Raw genomic sequence first — 20,615 nt, 5'->3', positions numbered from 1 at the left:
TCCGATAGTTTCCGGCCCGCAGCGACCCACTCATTGACGAACGTCGACGTCAGGGCGTAGCGTCGGCGTAGAAAGTTTCTGGATGACGCCGCTCCTCCGCTCCCGATCCCCCTGGCAAGGAAAACCGAGCGATGAACAGAGCGATACGGAAAGGTCACCTCCGGCCCGCCGCCGTCGCCGTCGCGGGCGGTGGTCGGGCGACTCCGCCGCAGCTGGCAGCGTGACGGTTCTCGGCGACCGGAGCTCTTCACCACCACGAGAAGCGGCGCCCCGGTGACGGGCATCCCGGGCTGGCCTGTTCCGCCGTCGTGACAAGCAATCGGCTGTGCGGCCGTACGGAAATCTCCGTCAATCCCGAGAAAGGTCCCCATGAAGAACAAACGCCTCGCGATCTGGGCAACGATCGCTCTCCTCGCCATCGGTGGCGTCGGGACCGGTGCCCTGGTGGCCCCGGTCTACGGTGCGACCACCGCAGCCGGGAACAGCTCACCCGGCTTGGCCGCCGGCGGCTGCGTCGCGGATCCCGCCCTGCGCGGCGCAACGAAGAGTCCGCTCTACACCGTCACGGCGGACACCGCGCCGCTGTTCGTCGAGAAGATGACCAAGTACGCGCCTGAGATGCAGGTGCACTACGCGCACTGCTCCATGGCGGGAGCGGGCACGGCCGAGTTCTCGGTCACTGTCGCCGAGGGCTTCAGCTCCTACACCGTCAGCCCCAAGAGCCGGAAACTCGCCGTCGCCCGCAGCGGCAACACCATCACCTTCAACAGCGGCCCGAACTACCTGATCGTCCAGTTCGACTCCAAGGAACTGCTGTTCATCCTGATCGACGCGCCCGAGACGAACGCGCCCCAGTTGGGGGACGCCAACGTCAAGAACCTCGCCGACTACGGCGTCGACAACACCGGGGCGACGCTCGTCACGGCCAAGATCCAGAGCGCCATCGACGCCGCGTCCGGGGCGACCCGCAACATCCTGTACGTGCCGCCGGGCCGGTACCAGGTCGGTGAGCTGTGGATGAAGAGCAACATGACCCTCTACCTGGCGACCGGTGCGGTCCTCTACGGCTCGAACCAGAAGGCGGACTTCAACACCGGCAGCGGTGGGGTGAACATCGAGGGCATGCAGCACGCCTCCCTCCGGATATACCAGGTGAGAAACGCCAAGCTGCTGGGTCGCGGCGTCATCGACGGCAACGGGAAGTACCTGCGGGCCCAGGGCATCAATCTGGCCCTGCTGAAGATCGAGGAGAGTTCCGACATCCTGGTCGACGGTGTCACCGTCCGCGACTCCAGCTACTGGAACACGCTCGTCTACCGCAGCGACAGGGTCACCATCAAGAACTACAAACTGATCAACTGCCGGCCTACGACGGGATACAACAACACCGACGGCGTGGACTTCGACGAGTCGACCAACAGCCTGCTGTCGAACGCGTTTCTCTACACGGGCGACGACAACATGGCGACCAAGAACGAGTTCGCCAACAGCGGCACGATCAACACCAGGAACGTCATCCACGAGCACATCGTCTGCTACAGCAACTCCGCCTGCGCGAAGATCGGCACCAAGACCGAAGGCACCTCCATGGACGGGATCGTCTTCCGCGACATCGACGTGGTGAAGGCCGGGCGTTCGATGGTGATCGACGCAGTCGACACCGCCGTCGTCTCGAACACCCGGTGGGAGGACGTCAGGGTCGAACAGACCGACAGCCTGATCGACCTTCAGGAGGATCGCCCGCCGTCCTGGCGGACGGTGAAGAACACCTCGACCATCCGGAACGCCTACTTCACGAACGTTTCCTCCGACGTGAAGAAGGTCGTCAACCTGCACGGAAAGTCGTCGACCGTCAACATCAGCGGCGTGCACTTCAGCAACTTCACCGTCCAGGGCAAGCCGGTCACCAGCCAGACCGACTCGGACGCGACCTGGAACATCAACGCCTACGTCTCGAACATCACCTTCTCCACCGCGCCGCCCACCACGCCTCCGCCCACCACCCCGCCGCCGACCACCACGCCGCCCACCACGCCTCCGCCCACCACCCCGCCGCCGGGCCAGTCCGGTGCCTGCGAGGTGGGCTACACGATGAACTCCTGGAACGACGGATTCACCGCCAGCATCCACATCACCAATCGCGGCACAACGACGATCGATGGTTGGACCCTGGCGTTCACCCTGCCCAGCGGGCAGACCGTGACCGGCGGCTGGAACGCCACCTTCACGGGCTCCAGCGGTCAGATCTCCGCACGCAACGTCTCGTACAACGGCACGTTGGCAGCAGGCGGATCCACCGACATCGGCTTCCAGGCCACCCACACCGGCAACACCGCCAAGCCCGGGTCCTTCACCCTCAACGGCGTCAGCTGCGCCGTCTCCTGACGGGAACGTCCGGTCGCCGGTGTGGGCCGCACCCCGCTTCGGGGCGCGGCCCACACCGGCCGCTACCGCGATCTGCGGCGAAGCTGGGGATCGATCTTCTCTACGTCGACCACGGTGAAGGAGGCGTACGGGTCGACGCAGCCGCTGATGACCGCCTCGGCCTGCTGATCGCCGAGCAGCGCCGAACGGAAGAACGCGGTGACGTAACCGGCGCTGACCTGGCGTTGTTCGGTCTCGGTCAGTTTGCGGGTCACGTGCGACCACTCGATCGGCGGCTCCGGCATGCCGCTGTCCGGGTCCCAGTCCGGGAACGTCGGGGTGCCGCACCAGCCGGGCTCCGGGCTGAAGCCCTGGTCGTCGGTTGCTCCGACCTGCCCACTCTCGGGAGACCACTGGGTGTTGAGGAAGTTGTGGTTGGCGCCGCGCACGTGCCAGGTGTAGATCGGCTTTCGGGTGTGACCGGTTGCCAATCTCGCGTAGTCGAGGCCCTGCTCGCTGTCGCAGCCGCCCACCCAGACCGCGAGCGGCGCCGAGGTCACCCGGTAGAGCTTGGCGTCCGGGGAACCCGGGTTGGTGGCGGTGCCCGAGCCAGCGGCGGCGAGGGCGAGGACGCCGGCCAGTCGTACGCCTGCCGGAAGATCGGCGCGGTGGACGTCCGCGGCGTGCCAGGCCACCGCACGGCCGCCACGTGAGTGCCCGAGTGTTCCCGTACGGGAAAAATCGATCTTGCCCCTGAAGTCCGGCTCCGGGCCGCTGAAGTGGCCGGCCAGGGCGCCACGGCCGGTGCGGGCCAGTTCGGTCCAGAGCGCGAGGTGCTTGTTGATGAGTTTCGAGCGGGCGTTGTCGGCCTCGGTGCCGATCTGGCCGGCATTGATTCCGTTCGCGCTGATCGAGATGACGATCATGCCCTGGGCGGCGAGCTGTTGCGCGAGGTAGTCGTAGCCGCGATAGCTGGGCAGCGCCGCGACACCGGGCGCGCAGGGCCACTGCCAGAGCCGGTGTAAGGCCTCCAACCAGCGCGGATCGTCGTAGTAGTCGTCCGGCGACTCCTTCTCGATGCGAGCGGCCTCGGCGTCGGCGGCGCGGTCGGCGCACGTGCCCCAGTAGCCGTGCGAGAGCACCACCAGCGGAAACGGCCCGTTGCCGGTGGCCGGGTAATGCACGTTGCCGGTCAGCTCGATCGGTGCCAGGGTCGGCGAGTCCGGGCCGTCGGTATGGAAGCCGGCGACCGTGAAAGCGCTGTCGCCGAGGGTGTAGTCGAGCGACCGGACCGGATAGGTGCGGCCCTTCGCCTGGGCGGGCGACGTGGGCACCAGACCGGCTGCGACCAGGACCATTGCGGCCAGGCCTTTCAACAGTGACAACTTCTTCTCCTTCGCAGGGACAGGGTCTCCGTTGGAGCGAGTCGGACGGCCCGGACGGCGGGACGACCGTCTGTGATCACACCGGGGGCGAGGGCGCCACCCCTTCCGGCGGCAGGGAGATCCTGGTGGCCACTTGTCAGAGACCTGTTGTGATCCGGTAGTGGTCCCGTTTTCGACCTGTTTCGATGCCCTGACGCCTCATAGACTCGCCGCCGTGAACGCGCACGTGCTCGTCGCCGAGGACGACCCCAAGCAGGCCGAGCTGCTCCGGCGATACCTGGAGCACGAGGGCCACCGGGTGTCGGTGGTCCACGACGGCCGGGCCGCCCTGGACGAGATCCGCCACTGCCCGCCGGATCTGCTGGTGTTGGACGTCATGATGCCGCGCGTCGACGGACTCGACGTGTGCCGCATCCTGCGTCGGGACTCGGAGGTGCCGGTGCTGATGGTCACCGCCCGCAGCACCGAGGACGACCTGCTGCTGGGCCTGGACTTGGGCGCCGACGACTATCTGACGAAGCCCTACAGCCCGCGGGAACTGGCGGCGCGGGTCCGCACCCTGCTCCGCCGGACCCGGTCCACGGCTGCGCGGCCCGTCGCGCCGTCACTGCGGGTGGGCGACCTTCTGCTTGATCCGGTACGCCACGAGGTCACCGTCGCGGGCGCCCCGGTGGTGTGCACCCCGGGGGAGTTCGCCCTGTTGAGCGCGTTCGCGGCGGAGCCGGGGCGGGTGTTCAGCCGCGATCAGCTGCTCCGCCGGCTGCACGGGCTCGATTCGTACATCACCGGCCGCACGGTCGACGTGCACGTGATGAACCTGCGCCGCAAGATCGAGGCGGATCCCCGCCGCCCGGTACGGCTGCTCACCGTGTACGGCATCGGATACAAACTCGCCGATGACTAAGCGGCACAGGCGCGGCAGCCTCCTGGTCCGGCTGCTCGGCCTCAGCGTGGTGATCTCCGTACTCTCGATCTCGGCGACCGCCTGGCTCGCCGTACGCGACACGACCAGGGCGCTCCAGCAGGAGCGCGGTCGGGCGCTCGCCGACGACGCGAGAATCTACGACGCCCTGCTCGGGCACGCCGCGACCCACCGGGACTGGACGGGCGTGCTGCCACTGGTGCGGTCCCTCGCGGCGACCACCGAGCGACGAGTCGTCCTGACCGACCGCAACCGTGCCCCAATCGCCGCGTCCGGCGAGGGAGCCCTGCCGCAGCGCGCCTCCGCCACCGTCGACCCGCTCGACGTCGACACCAGCCTGGCCGCGACGGCGGGACGCGGCGGCATCGACGCGCGGGCGACCGGCCCGTACCAGCTACCGGACGCCGAACGCGCCGCGCTACGCAAGAAGGCGGAAAGAGCGCGGGATTGTCTGCGCAGCCCCGTGGATGTCGCCACCGCAGTCCCGATGATCGCGGCGGAAGGGCTACTTCCGGCGTACACCGACGCGGAGATCGTCGTCGCCCCCGGCGGGCGGCCCCGCATCGAGTCCCCAGGCACCGCCGTCACCGGCGACATCCGGTGTGCGAAGGAGTTCGACTCGTTGGCTGAGCCGACCCCCACCGAGCGGAGAGCGCTGGGTCAGCTCGACGACCTGGTCAACACATGCCTGGGCCGCCAGCGGATGCCAGCGGTGCGAGCCGACCTCGACGGACAGTGGACCCCGACCAGGGCCGGCCCGATCACCGCCGAACAGCGCGACGACGTCAACGGTTGCGTCTCCGAGGCACGGCGCACCCAGATGGCCGACTACGTCGCGCCGCCCGTACTGCTGTTCGTCACCGAACCGGGCACCCCGACGCCGGTCGGCGCCTTCGACCTCACCCCGGCCAACCGGCTACGGATCTTCGGGGTCGCCGGGCTGGTGCTGCTCGTCGCGGTCGGTGTCACGGTCCTGGTGGGGGTACGCCTGGTCCGGCCGCTACACGCGTTGACCGCTGCGGCCGGGCGGATGCGCAACGGCGACACCGCGGCGCGGGTCCGGGTCTCCGGGCGCGATGAGATCGCCCGACTCGGCAACGCGTTCAACGAGATGGCCGAGCAGCGGTGCCGAGTCGAGCAGTTACGCCGCGACATGGTCGGCGACATCGCGCACGAGATGCGTACGCCGGTGACGAACATCCGTGGCTGGTTGGAGGCGGCCGAGGACGGCGTGGTCGAACTGGACGTGGACCTGGTCAGCTCGCTGCTGGACGAGGCGCTGCTGCTCCAGCACGTCATCGAGGACCTCCAGGACCTCGCCGCAGCCGACGCGGGCGAGCTGAAGCTGCACCGGCGGCAGGTCGAGGTGCCCGAACTGCTGCAGGAGGTGGCGGACGCCTTCGCCCCCGCCGCCGAGTCCGCCGGCGTCGCGCTGGTCGTCGATGCCGCACCCGGCACTCTCAGCGCCGATCCGATCCGGCTCCGGCAGGCCATCGGCAACCTGATCACCAACGCGATCCGGCACACGCCCGCCAACGGCCGGGTCACCATCTCCTCGCAGACCGGGGATGTGCACGCCGAGATCGTCGTGGCCGATACCGGGCCGGGAATTCCGGAGGAACAGCGTGGCCTGGTCTTCGAACGGTTCTGGCGGGCCGAGAAATCCCGCAACCGGCAAATGGGCGGCAGCGGTCTGGGGCTCGCCATCGTCCGTAAGATCGCCGAATCACACGGCGGTACCGCGGAGGTCTCCGGCACCGCCGGGGCGGGAGCCGTGTTCACGCTCCGCCTTCCGAACCCGCCCGGTCAGACAGATCGACGTCGCGGCTCTGTCCATGCTCTTCACACGGTGGCTGCCGTGGTCACCGGCGATGCGACGCGGCGGGGCCAGGTCCAGGCGGAGCGCAGGATGAAGGCCAGGAGCAGCACCTCGATTCCGATGGAGAGGCCGTAGAAGGAGGCCCAGTCCCAGGACTCCCCCACCGCGTTGAACACCGTGACGGGGACGTACAGCGATGCCACGACGAGGTTCGTGGTGCGGTTCGCCCGGGCGGTCAGCGTCATGGAGAGCATCACCATCAGGGCCGGGATCGCGATGAGCGCGAGGAACACGGTCATCAACGCCGGGCTGATGTCGAACTCGAAGACGACGCCGACCAGGATGCCGTCAATGGTCCCGGGCTTGTAGAGGTGGAAGTAGTCGACGTAGACGTAAAGGAACATGAAGCTGGTCCATGCGGCGGCAAGCTTGGCCTGCACGGGGATCGGCGGGCTGTCGAACAGGTCAGGGGTCGTCGTTCGGATGGTCATCGGTTCTTCTTTCGAGAGGAGCGGTCCGTCCGCCCGAGTGGCGGCAGGTCTGGGTCGTACGCGCGGGGTGAGTCGTGCTCGCCGTCCGGTCGTCAGATGGTGACGACGACCTTCCCTCGGGTGTGGCCGGCCGCGACATGCCGGAGGGCATCGGCTGCTTCGTCGAGGGGGTAGGTGCGGTCGATGACGGGTGTGACCTGCCCGGTCGTGAGCAGGTCGGCCAGGGTGAGCAGGTCCTTGCGCTTCCCGACGGACGTGAAGGGCTTCAACCGCTGACGGGTGAACCCGGACAGCAGGCGCGCCTTGGCGATCCGACCGAGGGGGCCGAGCCAGCGGCCGCCGTGTCCGCTGTTGGGGATGAGGGTGCCGGTGGGCGTCAGCGCGCGGCGGACAGCCGCCAGGGGCTGCGCCTCCACGTTGTCGAGGATGACGTCGTAGCGCTTCTCGGTGCGGGTGAAGTCGATCCTCGTGTAGTCGACGACGTGGTCGGCGCCGAGCGACCGGACCAGGTCGACGTTGCGGGGGCTGCACACACCCGTCACCTCGGCGCCGAACGCCTTGGCGATCTGCACGGCGAAGGAGCCCACGCCGCCCGACGCGCCCGTGACCAGCACCGTCTGGCCCGGTCGAACGTTCGCGATGTCGCGCAACGCCTGCAACGCCGTCATGGCCGACGTGGGCACCGCCGCCGCATCCACGGCCGTCAGGTTGGCGGGCACGGGCACGAGGTGGTCCGCCGGGACGCAGGCGTACTCCGCGAGCGCTCCGGCCGTGCTCCAGCCGAACACCTCGTCGCCGGGGCGGAGAGCGGTGACGTCCTTTCCGACCGCTGCCACGACGCCGGCGAGGTCCCTGCCGGGGATCCCGTGACGCGGCCGGCGGAAGCCGAACACGAGGCGCACCACGTACGGCTTTCCGGTCATGACGAAGTAGTCGCCAGGATGTACCGAGGCCGCGCCCACCTGGACGAGCACATCGTTTCGACCGGGCAGCGGACGCCCGACCTCGGACGACGTGAGCACCGAGGGCGGGCCGTAGCGGTGCTGGACGGCGGCCCGCATCGTCACCGCCTCGGCCGGACCGGCCCCTGGCACCAGGCGTGCTGATGCGTTCGATCGCTGTTCGTTCCCCACAGGGCCTCCTCGCGTCCAAGCTGCGACCCGCACTGACTCGTACACCGTACGTCGTACACCGTACTATTCTCGTACGGTGTACGATTGTCAAGCCGTTCGAGGGAGCGAGGAGACCCGTGTCTGCCAGGAAGCAACGCCAGGTCGCGTCAGACGCGGGGCTCAGCAAGCAGCGGGTGGTGGTCGAGGCGATCCGGCTCGCCGACCGCGAGGGGGTCAACGGGCTGAGCATGCGCCGGCTGGCTGGCGTGCTCGGCGCGGGAGCGATGTCGCTCTACCACTACGTGGCGAACAAGGAGGAGCTGCTGGACGCGATGATCGACGTCGTGTTCGAGGAGATCGAGCTCCCGCCCGAGGGGACCGACTGGCAGTCGGCGATGCGACGGCGGACGCTATCGGCCCGACAGGTCCTCGCACGCCATCCGTGGGCGATCGGCCTGATGGAGTCCCGGACATCGCCGGGGCCCGCGCACCTCCGCCACCGCGAAGCGGTCACCGCCTGCCTGCGGAGGGCCGGCTTCTCGGTTCTGATGGCGACGCACGCCAACTGGTTGCTCGACGTCTACGTCTACGGGTTCGCCCTGCAGGAAGCCAGCCTGCCGTTCGACACCGCCGATGAATTCACGGACATGGCCAAGGACGTCTTCCTGCCCCAGCTTCCTCCCGACGAGTTCCCCTACCTCAACGAGTCCGCCGCGGCGCTCGTCGCTGCCGGCTACGACCCGGCAGAGGAGTTCATGTTCGGGCTCGACCTCGTCCTGGCCGCCCTCGAGCCCCTGAGAGCCGCCGCATAGCGACGCTCACGGACCGTCGCGCGTCAACGTGACGACCGTGCCCGGCACCATCCGGAAAGTCCCTCGCCATGCCACGCGGGCTACGGCGACAATGCCCGCGCAGACAGGCGGACCGACGGCAGGTCGAGAGGATACGGCTGGAGTGACGCAACGGTTGGGCGGGCGCAGGTGGCCGGTGACGATCAGCACGGTGCAGCTCGGACACCACCAGTACCGGGTCCTGCAGCCGGCGAGGTCACCGAGGTTCGCCGGTCTCTACGAGGGCCGTCTCGGCGCGCAGTTCTGCCTCGACAGGGAAACCGCGGTGATGTTCGCCCAGGCGTGGGGCCTGGCCGCCCGGTCGCCACGAACGATCATCTACCTCCCGCTGCGTCGCGCGGAACTGCCGACCGACCATGCCTGGGGCCGCCCGCTCGACCTGGTGCTGCTGCACCACCGTCTCGCGTTCCCGCCGTCACGCTGGAAACAGGTCCGCTCCCGACTCGGGGCCGGCAGACCGCACACCGTCGTACTGCCCGGCCGAGCATGGCCGGCACGGCCTGCCGCCGACCACCTGAAAGCCTGGCACCAGGAGTTCCGCGACCATCTGCGGTGGGACATCGCCGCCGAGACGCTGGTGCTCACCGGCAGCCGCGAGGCGTTCGAGCTGCAAGCCGACCAGGTCCGCGCCCTGGCCGAGGAGTGCCCGGCACACCGCGCCCACAACCCCACGACGCACTGCTGCGCCGAGATCGGCATGGGCAGAATCCGACGCCACCCCGACCGCCGCCGCCCCTACGCCGAACTACACGCCGAGTACACACGGTAGGACCACGGCGACGTCGACGGTCCGCAGCAGATCCTGGAGGCTCAGCGCCGCCAGGTCATGGTCAAGCAGACCTTGTCGCAGATGACACGGCGGTGTGGACGGACGCCAACTGCCGACGTCAATGCGACATAGGAGAATCTCTATGCATTGATAGACTCGTCCGGCGTGGAGGGCTCGGACGGGTGAGCGAAGTGGGCGGAAATGCGCAACAGGCGTCGGCCTGGTTCGCCGGCGAACTCCGACGCCTCCGGCAGCTCTCCGGGTCCCCGTCATTGAACACCCTGGTCGCCATCTCGACAGCGCAGGGGCAGCCCTTGGCCCGCTCGACGATCAGCGACAAGCTGAACGCCAAGTCGTTGCCTGACTGGCCTTTCGTCGTCGCCTTCGTCAAGGCATGTGTGGCGCATGCCGGCCGGGCCGGTGTCCGCCTCCCCGCCGAGCTGACCGAGATGAGGCACTGGGATGCGAGACACTGGCGGCTGCTGCGGATCGCCGACGCCGCCCACACCGAGGATCGGCTGCGGGCCGCCGCCCACGCCCAGATCGGCCGCCGGTCCGGCGATGCCGCGCCGGCCAGCCGACCCGAGCCGCCGGTTCCCGGACCGTCACCGACCGGACAAGGGGCGGGCGCCCTCGACAGTGTGACGCCCCGGCAACTGCCGGCGGCCGTACCCCATTTCGTGGGTCGCAGGGCGGCGCTCGCCGCACTGGACGCCCTGCTGGCACACCGGCGGCACCGCGCCCCGGGCACCACGATGGTCTGCCTGATCAGCGGTACGGCCGGGGTCGGCAAGACGAGCCTGGCGGTCGGCTGGGCGCACCAGGTTGCCGACCGTTTCCCCGACGGACAGCTCTACGTCAACCTCCGTGGGTTCGACGCGACCGGGCCGGCGGCGAGCCCCGCGGAGGTGCTCCGCGAGTTCCTCGAAGCTCTCGGAGTGCCGGCGCAGCGCGTCCCGGCGGGACAGGATGCCCGCTCCGGGCTGTACCGCAGCGTGCTGACCGGCAGACGGGTGCTCGTGCTGCTCGACAACGCCGGTGACGTCGACCAGGTCCGCCCCCTGCTGCCCGGCTCGCCGGAATGTCTGGTGGTGGTCACCAGCCGTGGGCACCTGGCGGGGCTGGTGACCATCGAGGGGGCGATTCCGCTCCTCCTCGACCCGCTGCCGCGCCGGGAGGCGCACGAGTTGTTGTCCCGGCGACTCGGCACGGATCGGCTGGAGAACGAGCCGGAGGCGACGAACCGGATCGTCGACGCGGCGGCGGGGCTGCCGCTCGCGTTGGCCATCGTGGCAGGGCGTGCCGCCGTCCAGCCGGCTCTCGGCCTCGGTCGGCTCGCGGACGAGCTGACCGGGTCGGACGGCCTCGACCGGTTCAGCCACGAAGATGCGGCCACCGACGTCCGGACGGTCTTCTCCTGGTCGTACCGCAATCTGGACGCGACCTCGGCGCGGGCGTTCCGGCTGCTCGGACTGCACCCCGGGCCGGATGTCTCGGTGCCGGCGCTCGCGAGCCTGGTCGGCGCACCGGTGGCGGAGGCGGGTCGGACCCTGGCGGCGCTCGTCCGCGCGAACCTGCTCTCCGAGCATCTCCCACAGCGGTACGTCCTGCACGACCTGCTGCGCGCCTACGCGGCCGAGCTGGTCGCCGAACACGAGCCCGAGCAGGCCCGACGGCAGGCGCTCGGCCGGCTCATCGACTCCTACCTGCACACCGGGTACGCCGCAGACCTGCTCCTCTACGACCAGCGGGACCCGATCAGCCCCGCCCCGGCCCGGCCCGGCACGGCGGTCACCGCGCTCATCGACCGGGCGGCGGCCTGGCGCTGGTTCACCGGCGAGCACCGAGTCCTCCTGACCGTCATCGGCCTCGCCACGGACGCCAGGTTCGACACACCCGCCTGGCAGCTCGCCTGGGTCGTCAACACGTACCTCGATCGGCTCGGGGCCTGGCAGGAGCAGCTCATGGTCCAGGAGTGGGCGTTGCTCGCCGCGTCGAGGGTGGCCGACCGGGACGGGCAGGCCCGCGCCCACCGAAACCGGGCCGTAGCCTGCCTGCGGCTGGGGGACCACCACCAGGCCCGGGTGCACCTGCGCCGGTCACTGCGGCTCTACGCCGGCCTCGGCGATGCGATCGGCAGCGCTCGGGCTCATCTCAACCTCGGCATCCTGGCCGAGCGGCTGGGCCGGTACGAGCAGGCGCTCCAGCACGCGGAGCAGGCCCTCGACCTGTTCACCGCGGCGGAGAACCCCAACGGGAGGGCGAACGCGCTGAACAACATCGGCTGGTACCACAGCCAGCTCGGCAACCACCGACAGGCGATCGACTACTGCACGCGGGCGCTGGTGCTGCAACGGCAGGTCGGCAACCGGTACTGGCAGGCGCACACCTGGGACAGCCTCGGTTACGCGCACCACCGGTTGGAGCAGCAGGCGGAGGCGATCCGCTGCTACCGCAACGCGCTCGCGCTGTGGCGGGAAGCGGCCGAGCGCTACTACGAGGCGACGACGCTGACCCATCTCGGCGACAGCCACCGTGCCGCCGGTGCGCCGGGCCCCGCTCGGCGGGCCTGGCGGCGAGCGCTGAAGATCCTGGAGCCGCTCGGCCACCCGGACGCCGAGCAACTCCGGGACCGGCTGCGCGGCGGAGCCCGCCCGGTTTCGTGACCAGCGGGCCGAAGCGCTGTCGGGGCGGGCGACGGAATCTCGCCGCGCGCCCCGACAGCGCCGGTCGGAGGGGTCAACGCCACTGCATGAAGTTGTTGATGATCGGTAGCGTCATCCGGACGGCGACGTTGTTGGTGGCGCTGGGCCCGCTGCCGAAGGGTCCCCGGGAGAGGATCCCCAGCACCGTCGGGCTCGGGCACACGCAGGGCGGCGGCGGGCACGGACACGGGACCACCAGCGGCGGCCGCACCGGGCACCAGTCATCCGGGGCGGGCGTGTAGAAGACAGGGCTGCCGTCCAGCCCGCTGACCAAGGGATGCCGGACGTAGAGAGCGGCAGCGTCCTCGGCCCGGACGGCGTCGTCGCTCGCCCACTGTCCGGGCCGGTCGGCCGGATATCCCTGGGTCCTGGTGCAGGCTCCGGTCACCGGTTGGGTCGGATAGCCGAGGTTGAGCCAGCCGGTCCTGGTGCCGATCGCGCAGTTGAGCTGCACCGCTCCGTAGTCGAAGGCCGGGTCGCCACCGCCAGGGGCATTGTTCGCGCCCGTCCAGTTCGAAGGGACGAAGAGCCGGAGTGCCGCGCACCCGCCGAAGGGTGCCGTCGTGCCGTCGTGCCCGGGGTACGCGACAACGTTGGTACGCCAGGTGCCGTTGGAGCCGCCGGAGTGCAGGCAGTGGGCGGCAGTCGCCACGGTACGTTCGCTGATCATGAAGCCGGTGCACTGGCCGCCGGTGAAGACCAGCCGAACGACGGCGCTGGCGGGAAACGTGGTGGTCGGGCCGACCGGCACCCGGGTGTCGGGGCCGAGGATCGCCTCGATCCCGACGGCGGGAGTCACGCCGACGGCCGTGCCGTCCACCGGTGCCGCCGTGCTCACGGGCCGGTGACCGGAGGACTGGGCCGCATCGGCGCTGGCGGGTCGGTCGGTAGTCGTGGCGGCAGCCGCTGGCCCGGCCGGAGGGGCTACGGCGGCAACGGCGGCCAGGGCTACTACCGCCCATCTCTTTCCAAGCATGGCTCTCCTCTGGTCGAACGGGGATCCCCCCGCAGTCACGCCTGTCTCGACCAGGCTGCACAGAGGCCGGGCTGTCCGGCTGGTTCCCGGACACCGGAGCACCGCCGGTCGGCGAGACCTGACCAGCCGGATCGCGACAGAGCCGGAACCTCGACACACTCCCGAGCCGGAGGAACCGGGTGGCACGCGGTCGCGTGCCACCCGGCGGTGGCCTTACCGAGGCACCCAGGCACTTTCGGGCGTGAAGCCTCCGAAGTCCGGCAGGGAGCTGTTGCCAGGGACCTCGAAGGCCCCTCCGGCGCAGTCGTCGTTCATGAACATCGCAGCACTCCGATTGTTGGTGTTGATCGCGGAACGCGCACGGTCTCCCCAACCGGCGTCCACCAGACTCACGCACGTACCGGGCGATACCAGGGAGCTCAGGGTGAGCCGCTCCCCGGTGAAGTTGGTGCCCTCGAACAGGCAGAGCGTGTTGATGAAGGGGCAGTCACCAACGGCCGCCGTGCCACGTGCGACGGGGCCCGGACTCGCCGCGGCAGGGGCCGAGACGGCACCCAGAAGCGCTGCCAGGAGGCCGGCCGCCACCAAGGCGCGTGGCAGCCGCCGAACGGTCGGTGGAACGGGTTGCATCATCATCCCAACACCTTTCTCTGCTCCGATTGGTCTCGATGCCGCGCCTTCGGTTGCGATGGCGCGGACGGGTGCCGAGTCGTCCACTGACGATTGCTGAGGGTGGGAATGCGCGCCGGGTCACGCGGTTGCGGTGTCGAAAAACATGACTTGCGCCAATTGCTCCATAAACATCGACAGTAGTCGATGTGCGCCGGTCTGCGAAAGACCTAAATGGTTTGCCGGTGGTCGGCAGGCGCTGGGATGCTGCGGCCGACCGGGATCGGGGAGGGGCCACCATGCAGCCGGAGTCCGAGCCGGAAGTGCGAACCGTGGTCGGTGTTCTGCGTGGCTGCCGGGAGGCGGGCCTGGCGGTGTTTCGCGGCATCCCGTACGCCGAGCCTCCGGTTGGCGGCCTCCGGTTCGCCGCGCCGCAGCCGGGGCGCCGATGGGAGGGCGTGCGTCCGGCGGTCGCCTACGGTCCGCCGCCCCCGCAGCCCGGCGCGTTCGGGATGTCCCCGCAGAGCGTCGGCGACGACTGGCTGACGCTCAACGTCTGGACGCCGGCCCCGGACCCGGCGGCGCGGTTGCCGGTCATGGTGTGGATCCCCGGTGGTGGTTACCTCGTCGGCTGTTCCGGCCTTCCGGAGTACGACGGCGGGCATCTCGCCCGCAGCGGAACCGTGGTGGTGACGCTCAACTACCGCCTCGGTTTCGAGGGCTTCGGGGAGATCGACGGGGCCCCGGCCAACCGGGGGCTACTCGACCAGGTCGCGGCCCTGGAGTGGGTACGGGACAACATCCGCGCCTTCGGTGGCGACCCGGACCGGGTGACGGTCTTCGGGCAGTCGGCCGGCGGCGGCTCGGTCGCCGCGCTGCTGGCCATGCCGCGCGCCGCCGGGCTGTTCCGGCGCGTGGTCGCGCAGAGCATTCCGGGTACGTTCTTCTCGCCCGACCTGGCCGCCGACATCGCCGCCGCCTGCGCCGCCGAGTTGGGGGTGCGACCGACCCTGGCCGACCTGTCGACGGTGGCTCCGGCCCGGCTGCCGGCCGTGGGCCAGGCGATCTCGGCCAGGATCGTCCAGTGGCGGGAGCGTTGGGGGCGGATCACCCACCGGCCGATCCCGTTCGCGCCGGTCGTCGATGGTGACGTGCTGCCGGCGACCCCCTGGCGGGCGCTTGCCGATGGCGTCGCGCGGGACGTCGAACTGCTCGTCGGACACACCCGGGACGAGCACCGGCTGTTCAGCCTGCTCGACGGCGTGCTCGGCCAGGTCACGCCGGAGCAGGCCGAGACCGCGCTGCGGATGCTGGCCCCGGGCACGGACGGCTCCAGCCGATATCGGGAGGCGTTCCCTGATGCGACCGATGAGCAACTGTACGAGCTGGTCAACGCGGACTGGCTGTTCCGGATGCCGAGCCTGCACCTGGCCGATGCGCAACTCGCCGGTGGCGGCCGGGCCTACCTCTACGAGCTGACCTGGCCGGCGCCGGGCCTGGGCGGCAGCCTGGGTGCCTGTCACGGCCTGGACGTGCCGCTGGTCTTCGGCAACCTGACCAGCGGGCAACCCGCGATGCTGATCGGTGATCCGCCCACCCCGGCGGCGCAGGAGCTGTCCGGGCAGATTCGCGGGGCGTGGACGGCGTTCGCCGCGAACGGCGACCCCGGGTGGCCGTCGTACGACGCCGGTCGCAGCACGCGGGTCTTCGACGAGCGGCCGGCGGTCGTCGCGTACCCGGAGGAAACCTCACGGCGGCTGTGGCGGGACCACACCTTCGCCGCGCTCCCGCTGCTGGTCGGGTAGCGCAGTCGGCGCGTTTCGGCAGCGGCTGGCCGCTGCCGGGCTCGCGGTCCGAACGGTCACTGTTCTACACCTGCGGCGGCTCATGAACGACCCGGCCCCGGGCCGTCCGCGACCGGCGAACCGGTGTGCGGGCGTGGTTTGCGTACCCCTGTCACCCTCACCGCGTGTCACCCAAACTGATTCGCGGCCTCGCCGCGTTCGCGCTGGCCCTGGGGCCAGTCGCCGTGTTCACGGAGCCCGCCGTGGCGGCGCCCGTGTGTGACGTCCCCGAGCCACCTCCGGTGTGCGGCGGGGACGTCGACGAGGACAACGCCTGGGTCAACCTCACCTCGGCCAGCCGGGTACCGACCGGCGTGCAGGTCAAGGGGAGCGCCGGTGACCCGGACGCCACCACGTCGGTCCAGGTCATCGCCAAGATTTCCGGTGTGGAGGTGGGCCGGTTCAGTGTCGCCTCCGGCTCGGCCTTCATCCGCACCCTCCCCGCCCGGTACGGGGACACCGTCTGCCTCACGGCCGTCAACCAGGGAGCCGGGGTCGGCGAGACCGCCTGTCGGACGCTCGCCGTCCGGTTCGACCCGTTCGGCTCGTTCGACGAACTCTCCCCCGGACCTTCCGGCCTGCGGGTACGCGGCTGGGTCATCGACCCGGACACCGCCTCGCCGCTGACCGTGTCGGTCCGGGTGGACGGCCGGCTGCACACCGCGCTGGTCGCCTCGACGACCCGGACCGACGTGGCCGCCAGCTACCCCGCCTACGGCGGCGACCACGGCTTCGACCTGCTGGTGCCGGCGGCCCGGGGCGACCACACGGTCTGCGTCACCGCGCTCAACGTCGGCGTGGGGGTGGACACCGCGCTGCCCTGCCGGACGGTCACCCAGGGCGGCGCACCGGTGATCGACCACTTCCTGGTCCGGGCCCCCGACTACCCGACCCCCCGGATGGAGGTCGACGTACGGGTGGGTACCCGGGACGCCACCCAGGTCAGCGTGTGGCGCGGCCCCACACCGAACGGGCCGTGGACCGACTGGCCCACCCCGCACAGCACCTGGAGCAACCCGGCCGGGTACTGGGAGATGGACCTGACCGTGGACTGGGGGCGCACCTACTGCTACCTCGCCACCGCGTACAACGCGTACGGCTCGCACACCCCGCCGGCGGTCTGCGCGACCACCTGGGCCGGGGCGTACCCCCAGCCGGCCCGGGTGGGGGCGACCGGAGTCTCGGACACCTCGATGATGCTGAGCTGGGACGACGTCGCCATGGGCGAGGCCGAGTGGCGGCTGGTCCGGTCCGGGGTGCCCGACGTGGTGCTGGCCGGCACCCCGGGCACCGGACGGATGAGTCACCTGGTCACCGGGTTGCAGCCCGGCACCCAGTACTGCTTCCTGCTCGGGGCCCGCTCGCCGGGCTGGGCGGGCAACCCGTACTTCTTCTGCCAGTGGACCGCGAAGGCGGCTGCCGACCCGACCACGTTGCAGGGCGTGGCGGCCATGAACCTGTGGAACTGCGACCCTCGTGGCCGGGCCGGCACCGTGTGGTCGACCGACGCCAACGGCCGCTGGGTGCGGCAGGGCGCGCTGCCCAACAGCCTGGTGGCGGGGGCCTGCGGCCCGGCGACCAGCGCACCGGCGGCCCGGGTGACCCTGCCCGGTGGGCGGACCACCACGCTGGCGGTGGTGGTGGTCGACGGCCGGTACTGCGTCGCCGACGACCCGTACGACGCCAACTGCCGGGTCTGGCAGACGCCGCCCACGCTCGGCGACCCGAAGGGGATCACCGAGAACCGGCTCCTGTTGGGTTGACGTGATGTCCAGGGGTGGGCGCGACGTTGTCGACCCACCCCTGTGCGGTTCCGGGAGCACCATTCACGGCTGATCGTCGATTGGCCGACAATACTCGTGCCGATGACCCGAGTGACGTTCGGAAACACTCCCGAACGTGTCGGCAACCTGCCCGTCTCCATGGCGGCGACCTGCTGGAACACGTTCTTCCGCCGCATCACGGGCTCGCCACCTACGCGGCATGGCGAGAGGTTTCCCCTACAAAGCCGCCAGAAGGACCGGCGGCCTTCGCGCAACCAGGATGAGGCAGGACATGAGCCGAGGCACCCGCGACGAGCTGCTCGCCCGCCTGGCCGAGGCGGTCGGGTCCGTCACGGTCGCACACCCGACGCGGGTTGCCATCGACGGACCGCCCGCCGCCGGCAAGACCACGCTCGCTGACGAACTGGCCGTCGTCCTGCGCACACAGGGCCGCGACGTCATCCGCGCGACGATCGACGACTTCCTCTTCCCCCGGGCACAGCGCTACCCGCGCGGCGAGTACTCCGCCGAAGGCTGCTACCTCGACGCCCACGACCACGACGCGCTGAACCGGATGCTGCTCGACCCGCTCGGTCCGGGCGGAGATCGACGCTTCCAACACGCGGTCTACGACCACACCACCGACACCGCGCTGTCTCCACCGATCAGGACCGCCCCCACCGACGCCGTACTGATCTTCGATGGCGTCTTCCTCATGCGCCCGGAACTGATAGACCGATGGGACCTGCGCATCTTCGTGTCCACCGCGCTCGACAAGACCGTGGATCGCGCCGTGATACGCCAACGCCAGGTGTCATCCCGCGCCGACGTCGAACGACGCTGGCGCGAACGCTACATCCCCGCCCAGCAGCTCTACCTGGCTACCGTCCGCCCGACCGACCACGTCGACATCATCGTGCACAACGACCACCCCCAGCAGCCGACCTGGGAAACCCGAACACAGTGACCACACCCAAGTTCGGCATCGAGGCCCACCGCTGACCGCCCCGAAGAGCAGTCCCCTCACCACGTAGGGGCTGCATTGGCAGACGCGCCAGTCGACCCAGTTCCCACCGCCATCGACGTACCGGGCCGGCGACGGCACAGCCCGGTCGTTCCACGCACCATCAAGAGGCTCCCGGGAAGCATGAGGTGGCCCGTCATACCGGACGCCCCGGGATTCCGCCGAACTGGGCAGAACAACGACCGGCCACCCAGACGTCCAGCCGCCGAGGGCACGGACCACCGCCGGAACGGCACATCGACGACGGAGCACCAGATTCCAAATCCTGGAAGATCCATCCCAGCCTGCAGAAGCGATCAAGGCCGTGACCGGCGTTTCCGCTGGTCACGGCCTTGATCATGAAGTGCGCCCGAAGGGACTCGAACCCCTAACCTTCTGATCCATAGTTAGATCAATCAATGCACTAAGTGATTGACCCAGCCCCAGTCCGGCCGCATCCAGCCCAGTCCGAACACGTTATCGCTGGCGCAGGATTAGCGCGATGGTCATCTATTTGACACCTGGTGGAAGTCGGAGGTCATTCCCGGTCGCGACTGGCGGGCAACGCCAGCCCGATCACCGCCACGGCAACCATGATCACGGCGATCACGGTGAACGCACGGTTGTAGGCGTCGATCTGTGCGGCCGGGCCGGTGCTGTGCACGGTCGCGACGGTGACCAGTGCCGCCAGTCCCAGCGCGCCGCCGACCTGTTTGGTGGTGTTCATCAGCCCTGACGCGGCACCTGCGTCCGGCGTCGACACACCGGAGGTGACTGCGGTGGTGATCGGGGTGTTCAGCAGTCCACCGCCGATGCTGAAGACGACGGCCGGGCCGAGGATCCCCGCGAGGTAGGTGCTCTGCATCGTTAGTTGGGACTGCCACCAGAACCCCGCCGCAGCCAGCAACGATCCCACCGCGATGAGGATCCGTCCGTCGACGTGACGCATCAGCCACGGCGTCGCAAAGGCACCCACCACAACCGTCACCACCGTGTGCGGTAGAAACGCCAGCCCGGTCTGCACCGGGCTGTAGGCGAGCACGTTCTGCATGGACAGCGTGAGAAAGAACCACATCGGGTTCAGACACGCTCCCGCCAACAGCATGGCCAGGTTGCCCACCGATACCGAGCGAATCGTGAGTAACCGCAACGGAATCAGCGGCGACACCGCCCACCGCTCCTCGATCGCCACGAACACCGCCAACAGCACCGCGCCGATCACGAGGCCGGCTACCGCCGACGGCGAAGACCATTCCTCGTCCGCCGCCTCGGCGATCCCGAACGCCAACCCTCCCAACCCGGCCGTGGCCAGCACCGCCCCAGCCACATCCAGTCGTGGACCTACAGCCCCGGCACGGTCGGCAACCACGTGACGCACCGTCAGGACGGCCACCACCGCCCCGATCGGCACGTTGATCAACAACGTCGACCGCCACGACAGGTACTCCGTCAGCACGCCGCCTGCCAGATTGCCCGCCGTGCCTCCGGCGACACCGACCGCGGTCCACGTCGCCAACGCCCGCGTCCGCACCTGCCCTTCCGGGAAGGTCGCGGTCAGAATCGTCAGCGTCGCCGGCGCCAGTACCGCAGCCCCCAGCCCTTGAACGGCACGCGCGGCAACCAGCAGTGTCGCCGAATCGGCCAGACCTCCGATGAGGCTCGCACCGGCAAACAGCACCAGCCCGGCCAGAAAGATCCGACGGCGGCCGCACCAGTCGGCCAGCCGCCCACCGAGCAGGAGGAATCCGGCGAATGTCAAGGCGTAGGCGTTGACCACCCACTGCTGACTGGTCTCGTCGAACCCCAGCGCGTCGCGGATCGACGGCAACGCGACGTTCACCACCGAGATGTCGAGCACCACCATGAACTGCGCGGCACACGCCACCGCCAGTGCGATCTTCGCCGCTACCCCGCCGCGACCGGCACCGACATCACCAGCGACCCCGTTCTGCGCCACGCCCACTCCCGTAGTGATACAGCCGTATCAAACAAGAGGTTAACA

At 69.8% G+C, this 20,615-nt stretch carries 15 protein-coding genes; 9 read left to right on the top strand and 6 right to left on the bottom strand.

The window, feature by feature from the left end; all coding sequences use genetic code 11:
- The first annotated feature begins 369 nt into the window (after positions 1-369).
- A complete protein-coding gene (locus LPA42_RS34370; protein WP_308291147.1) occupies positions 370-2,385 on the top strand; it encodes a cellulose binding domain-containing protein in 2,016 nt (671 codons plus the stop codon).
- A gap of 62 nt (positions 2,386-2,447) precedes the next feature.
- Here the strand turns inward: LPA42_RS34370 and LPA42_RS07110 are convergent, their stop codons facing one another.
- Positions 2,448-3,749, bottom strand: coding sequence for an alpha/beta hydrolase (locus LPA42_RS07110; protein WP_144082482.1), 1,302 nt, complete (start codon positions 3,747-3,749; stop codon positions 2,448-2,450).
- A 214-nt stretch (positions 3,750-3,963) separates the two neighbouring features.
- Between LPA42_RS07110 and LPA42_RS07105 the strand changes: the two genes are divergently transcribed.
- Together LPA42_RS07105 and LPA42_RS07100 are read left to right on the top strand one after the other, a co-directional pair.
- On the top strand, positions 3,964-4,653 hold the full coding sequence (locus LPA42_RS07105; RefSeq protein WP_077935172.1) for a response regulator transcription factor: 690 nt from the start codon (positions 3,964-3,966) through the stop codon (positions 4,651-4,653).
- Entirely contained in the window at positions 4,646-6,625 is a 1,980-nt protein-coding gene (locus LPA42_RS07100) for a cell wall metabolism sensor histidine kinase WalK (RefSeq protein ID WP_077935173.1), read from the top strand. Before LPA42_RS07105 ends, LPA42_RS07100 begins: the two co-directional genes overlap by 8 nt.
- Here LPA42_RS07100 and LPA42_RS07095 read toward each other — a convergent pair.
- Positions 6,514-6,981: a DUF6326 family protein gene (locus LPA42_RS07095; RefSeq protein ID WP_077935174.1), complete on the bottom strand. Its 468-nt coding sequence runs from the start codon at positions 6,979-6,981 to the stop codon at positions 6,514-6,516. The genes LPA42_RS07100 and LPA42_RS07095 overlap by 112 nt on opposite strands.
- Positions 6,982-7,073: 92 nt before the next feature.
- Entirely contained in the window at positions 7,074-8,042 is a 969-nt protein-coding gene (locus LPA42_RS07090; RefSeq protein WP_077935197.1) for an NAD(P)-dependent alcohol dehydrogenase, read from the bottom strand.
- Between the two features lie 188 nt (positions 8,043-8,230).
- On the opposite strand from LPA42_RS07090, the gene LPA42_RS07085 reads away from it, so the two are divergent.
- The 3 genes from LPA42_RS07085 (at position 8,231) to LPA42_RS07075 (ending at position 12,379) form a co-directional block, all read left to right on the top strand.
- Positions 8,231-8,905, top strand: a complete 675-nt coding sequence (locus LPA42_RS07085) for a TetR/AcrR family transcriptional regulator (RefSeq protein ID WP_077935175.1) — start codon at positions 8,231-8,233, stop codon at positions 8,903-8,905.
- A 175-nt stretch (positions 8,906-9,080) separates the two neighbouring features.
- Positions 9,081-9,713 carry a hypothetical protein gene (locus LPA42_RS07080; RefSeq protein ID WP_077935176.1) on the top strand — a complete coding sequence of 211 codons (633 nt, stop codon included), beginning with the start codon at positions 9,081-9,083 and terminating at the stop codon, positions 9,711-9,713.
- 182 nt (positions 9,714-9,895) lie between these two features.
- A complete protein-coding gene (locus LPA42_RS07075) occupies positions 9,896-12,379 on the top strand; it encodes a tetratricopeptide repeat protein (protein ID WP_077935177.1) in 2,484 nt (827 codons plus the stop codon).
- A gap of 73 nt (positions 12,380-12,452) precedes the next feature.
- Here the strand turns inward: LPA42_RS07075 and LPA42_RS07070 are convergent, their stop codons facing one another.
- Together LPA42_RS07070 and LPA42_RS07065 are read right to left on the bottom strand one after the other, a co-directional pair.
- A complete protein-coding gene (locus tag LPA42_RS07070; RefSeq protein ID WP_228986429.1) occupies positions 12,453-13,256 on the bottom strand; it encodes a serine protease in 804 nt (267 codons plus the stop codon).
- Positions 13,257-13,607: 351 nt separating this feature from the next.
- Positions 13,608-14,030, bottom strand: a complete 423-nt coding sequence (locus LPA42_RS07065) for a peptidase inhibitor family I36 protein (protein WP_077935179.1) — start codon at positions 14,028-14,030, stop codon at positions 13,608-13,610.
- Between the two features lie 272 nt (positions 14,031-14,302).
- Here LPA42_RS07065 and LPA42_RS07060 point away from each other — a divergent pair, with 272 nt between their 5' ends.
- From LPA42_RS07060 to LPA42_RS07050, 3 genes are all read left to right on the top strand, one after another.
- Positions 14,303-15,808 carry a carboxylesterase/lipase family protein gene (locus tag LPA42_RS07060; RefSeq protein WP_077935180.1) on the top strand — a complete coding sequence of 502 codons (1,506 nt, stop codon included), beginning with the start codon at positions 14,303-14,305 and terminating at the stop codon, positions 15,806-15,808.
- 164 nt (positions 15,809-15,972) lie between these two features.
- The gene (locus LPA42_RS07055; RefSeq protein WP_144082483.1) at positions 15,973-17,610 is read left to right on the top strand and encodes a fibronectin type III domain-containing protein; all 1,638 of its coding nucleotides are present in this window, start codon (positions 15,973-15,975) and stop codon (positions 17,608-17,610) included.
- Between the two features lie 292 nt (positions 17,611-17,902).
- Positions 17,903-18,577, top strand: coding sequence for a uridylate kinase (locus tag LPA42_RS07050; protein WP_077935182.1), 675 nt, complete (start codon positions 17,903-17,905; stop codon positions 18,575-18,577).
- Between the two features lie 574 nt (positions 18,578-19,151).
- On the opposite strand, the gene LPA42_RS07045 is transcribed toward LPA42_RS07050, so the two are convergent.
- On the bottom strand, positions 19,152-20,570 hold the full coding sequence (locus LPA42_RS07045) for an MFS transporter (RefSeq protein ID WP_077935183.1): 1,419 nt from the start codon (positions 20,568-20,570) through the stop codon (positions 19,152-19,154).
- Positions 20,571-20,615: the final 45 nt, after the last annotated feature.

This window comes from Micromonospora sp. DH13, from assembly GCF_020873825.1.
Classification (GTDB): Bacteria; Actinomycetota; Actinomycetes; order Mycobacteriales; family Micromonosporaceae; genus Micromonospora; species Micromonospora haikouensis.
This window is presented reverse-complemented; position numbering and strand designations above follow the sequence as displayed.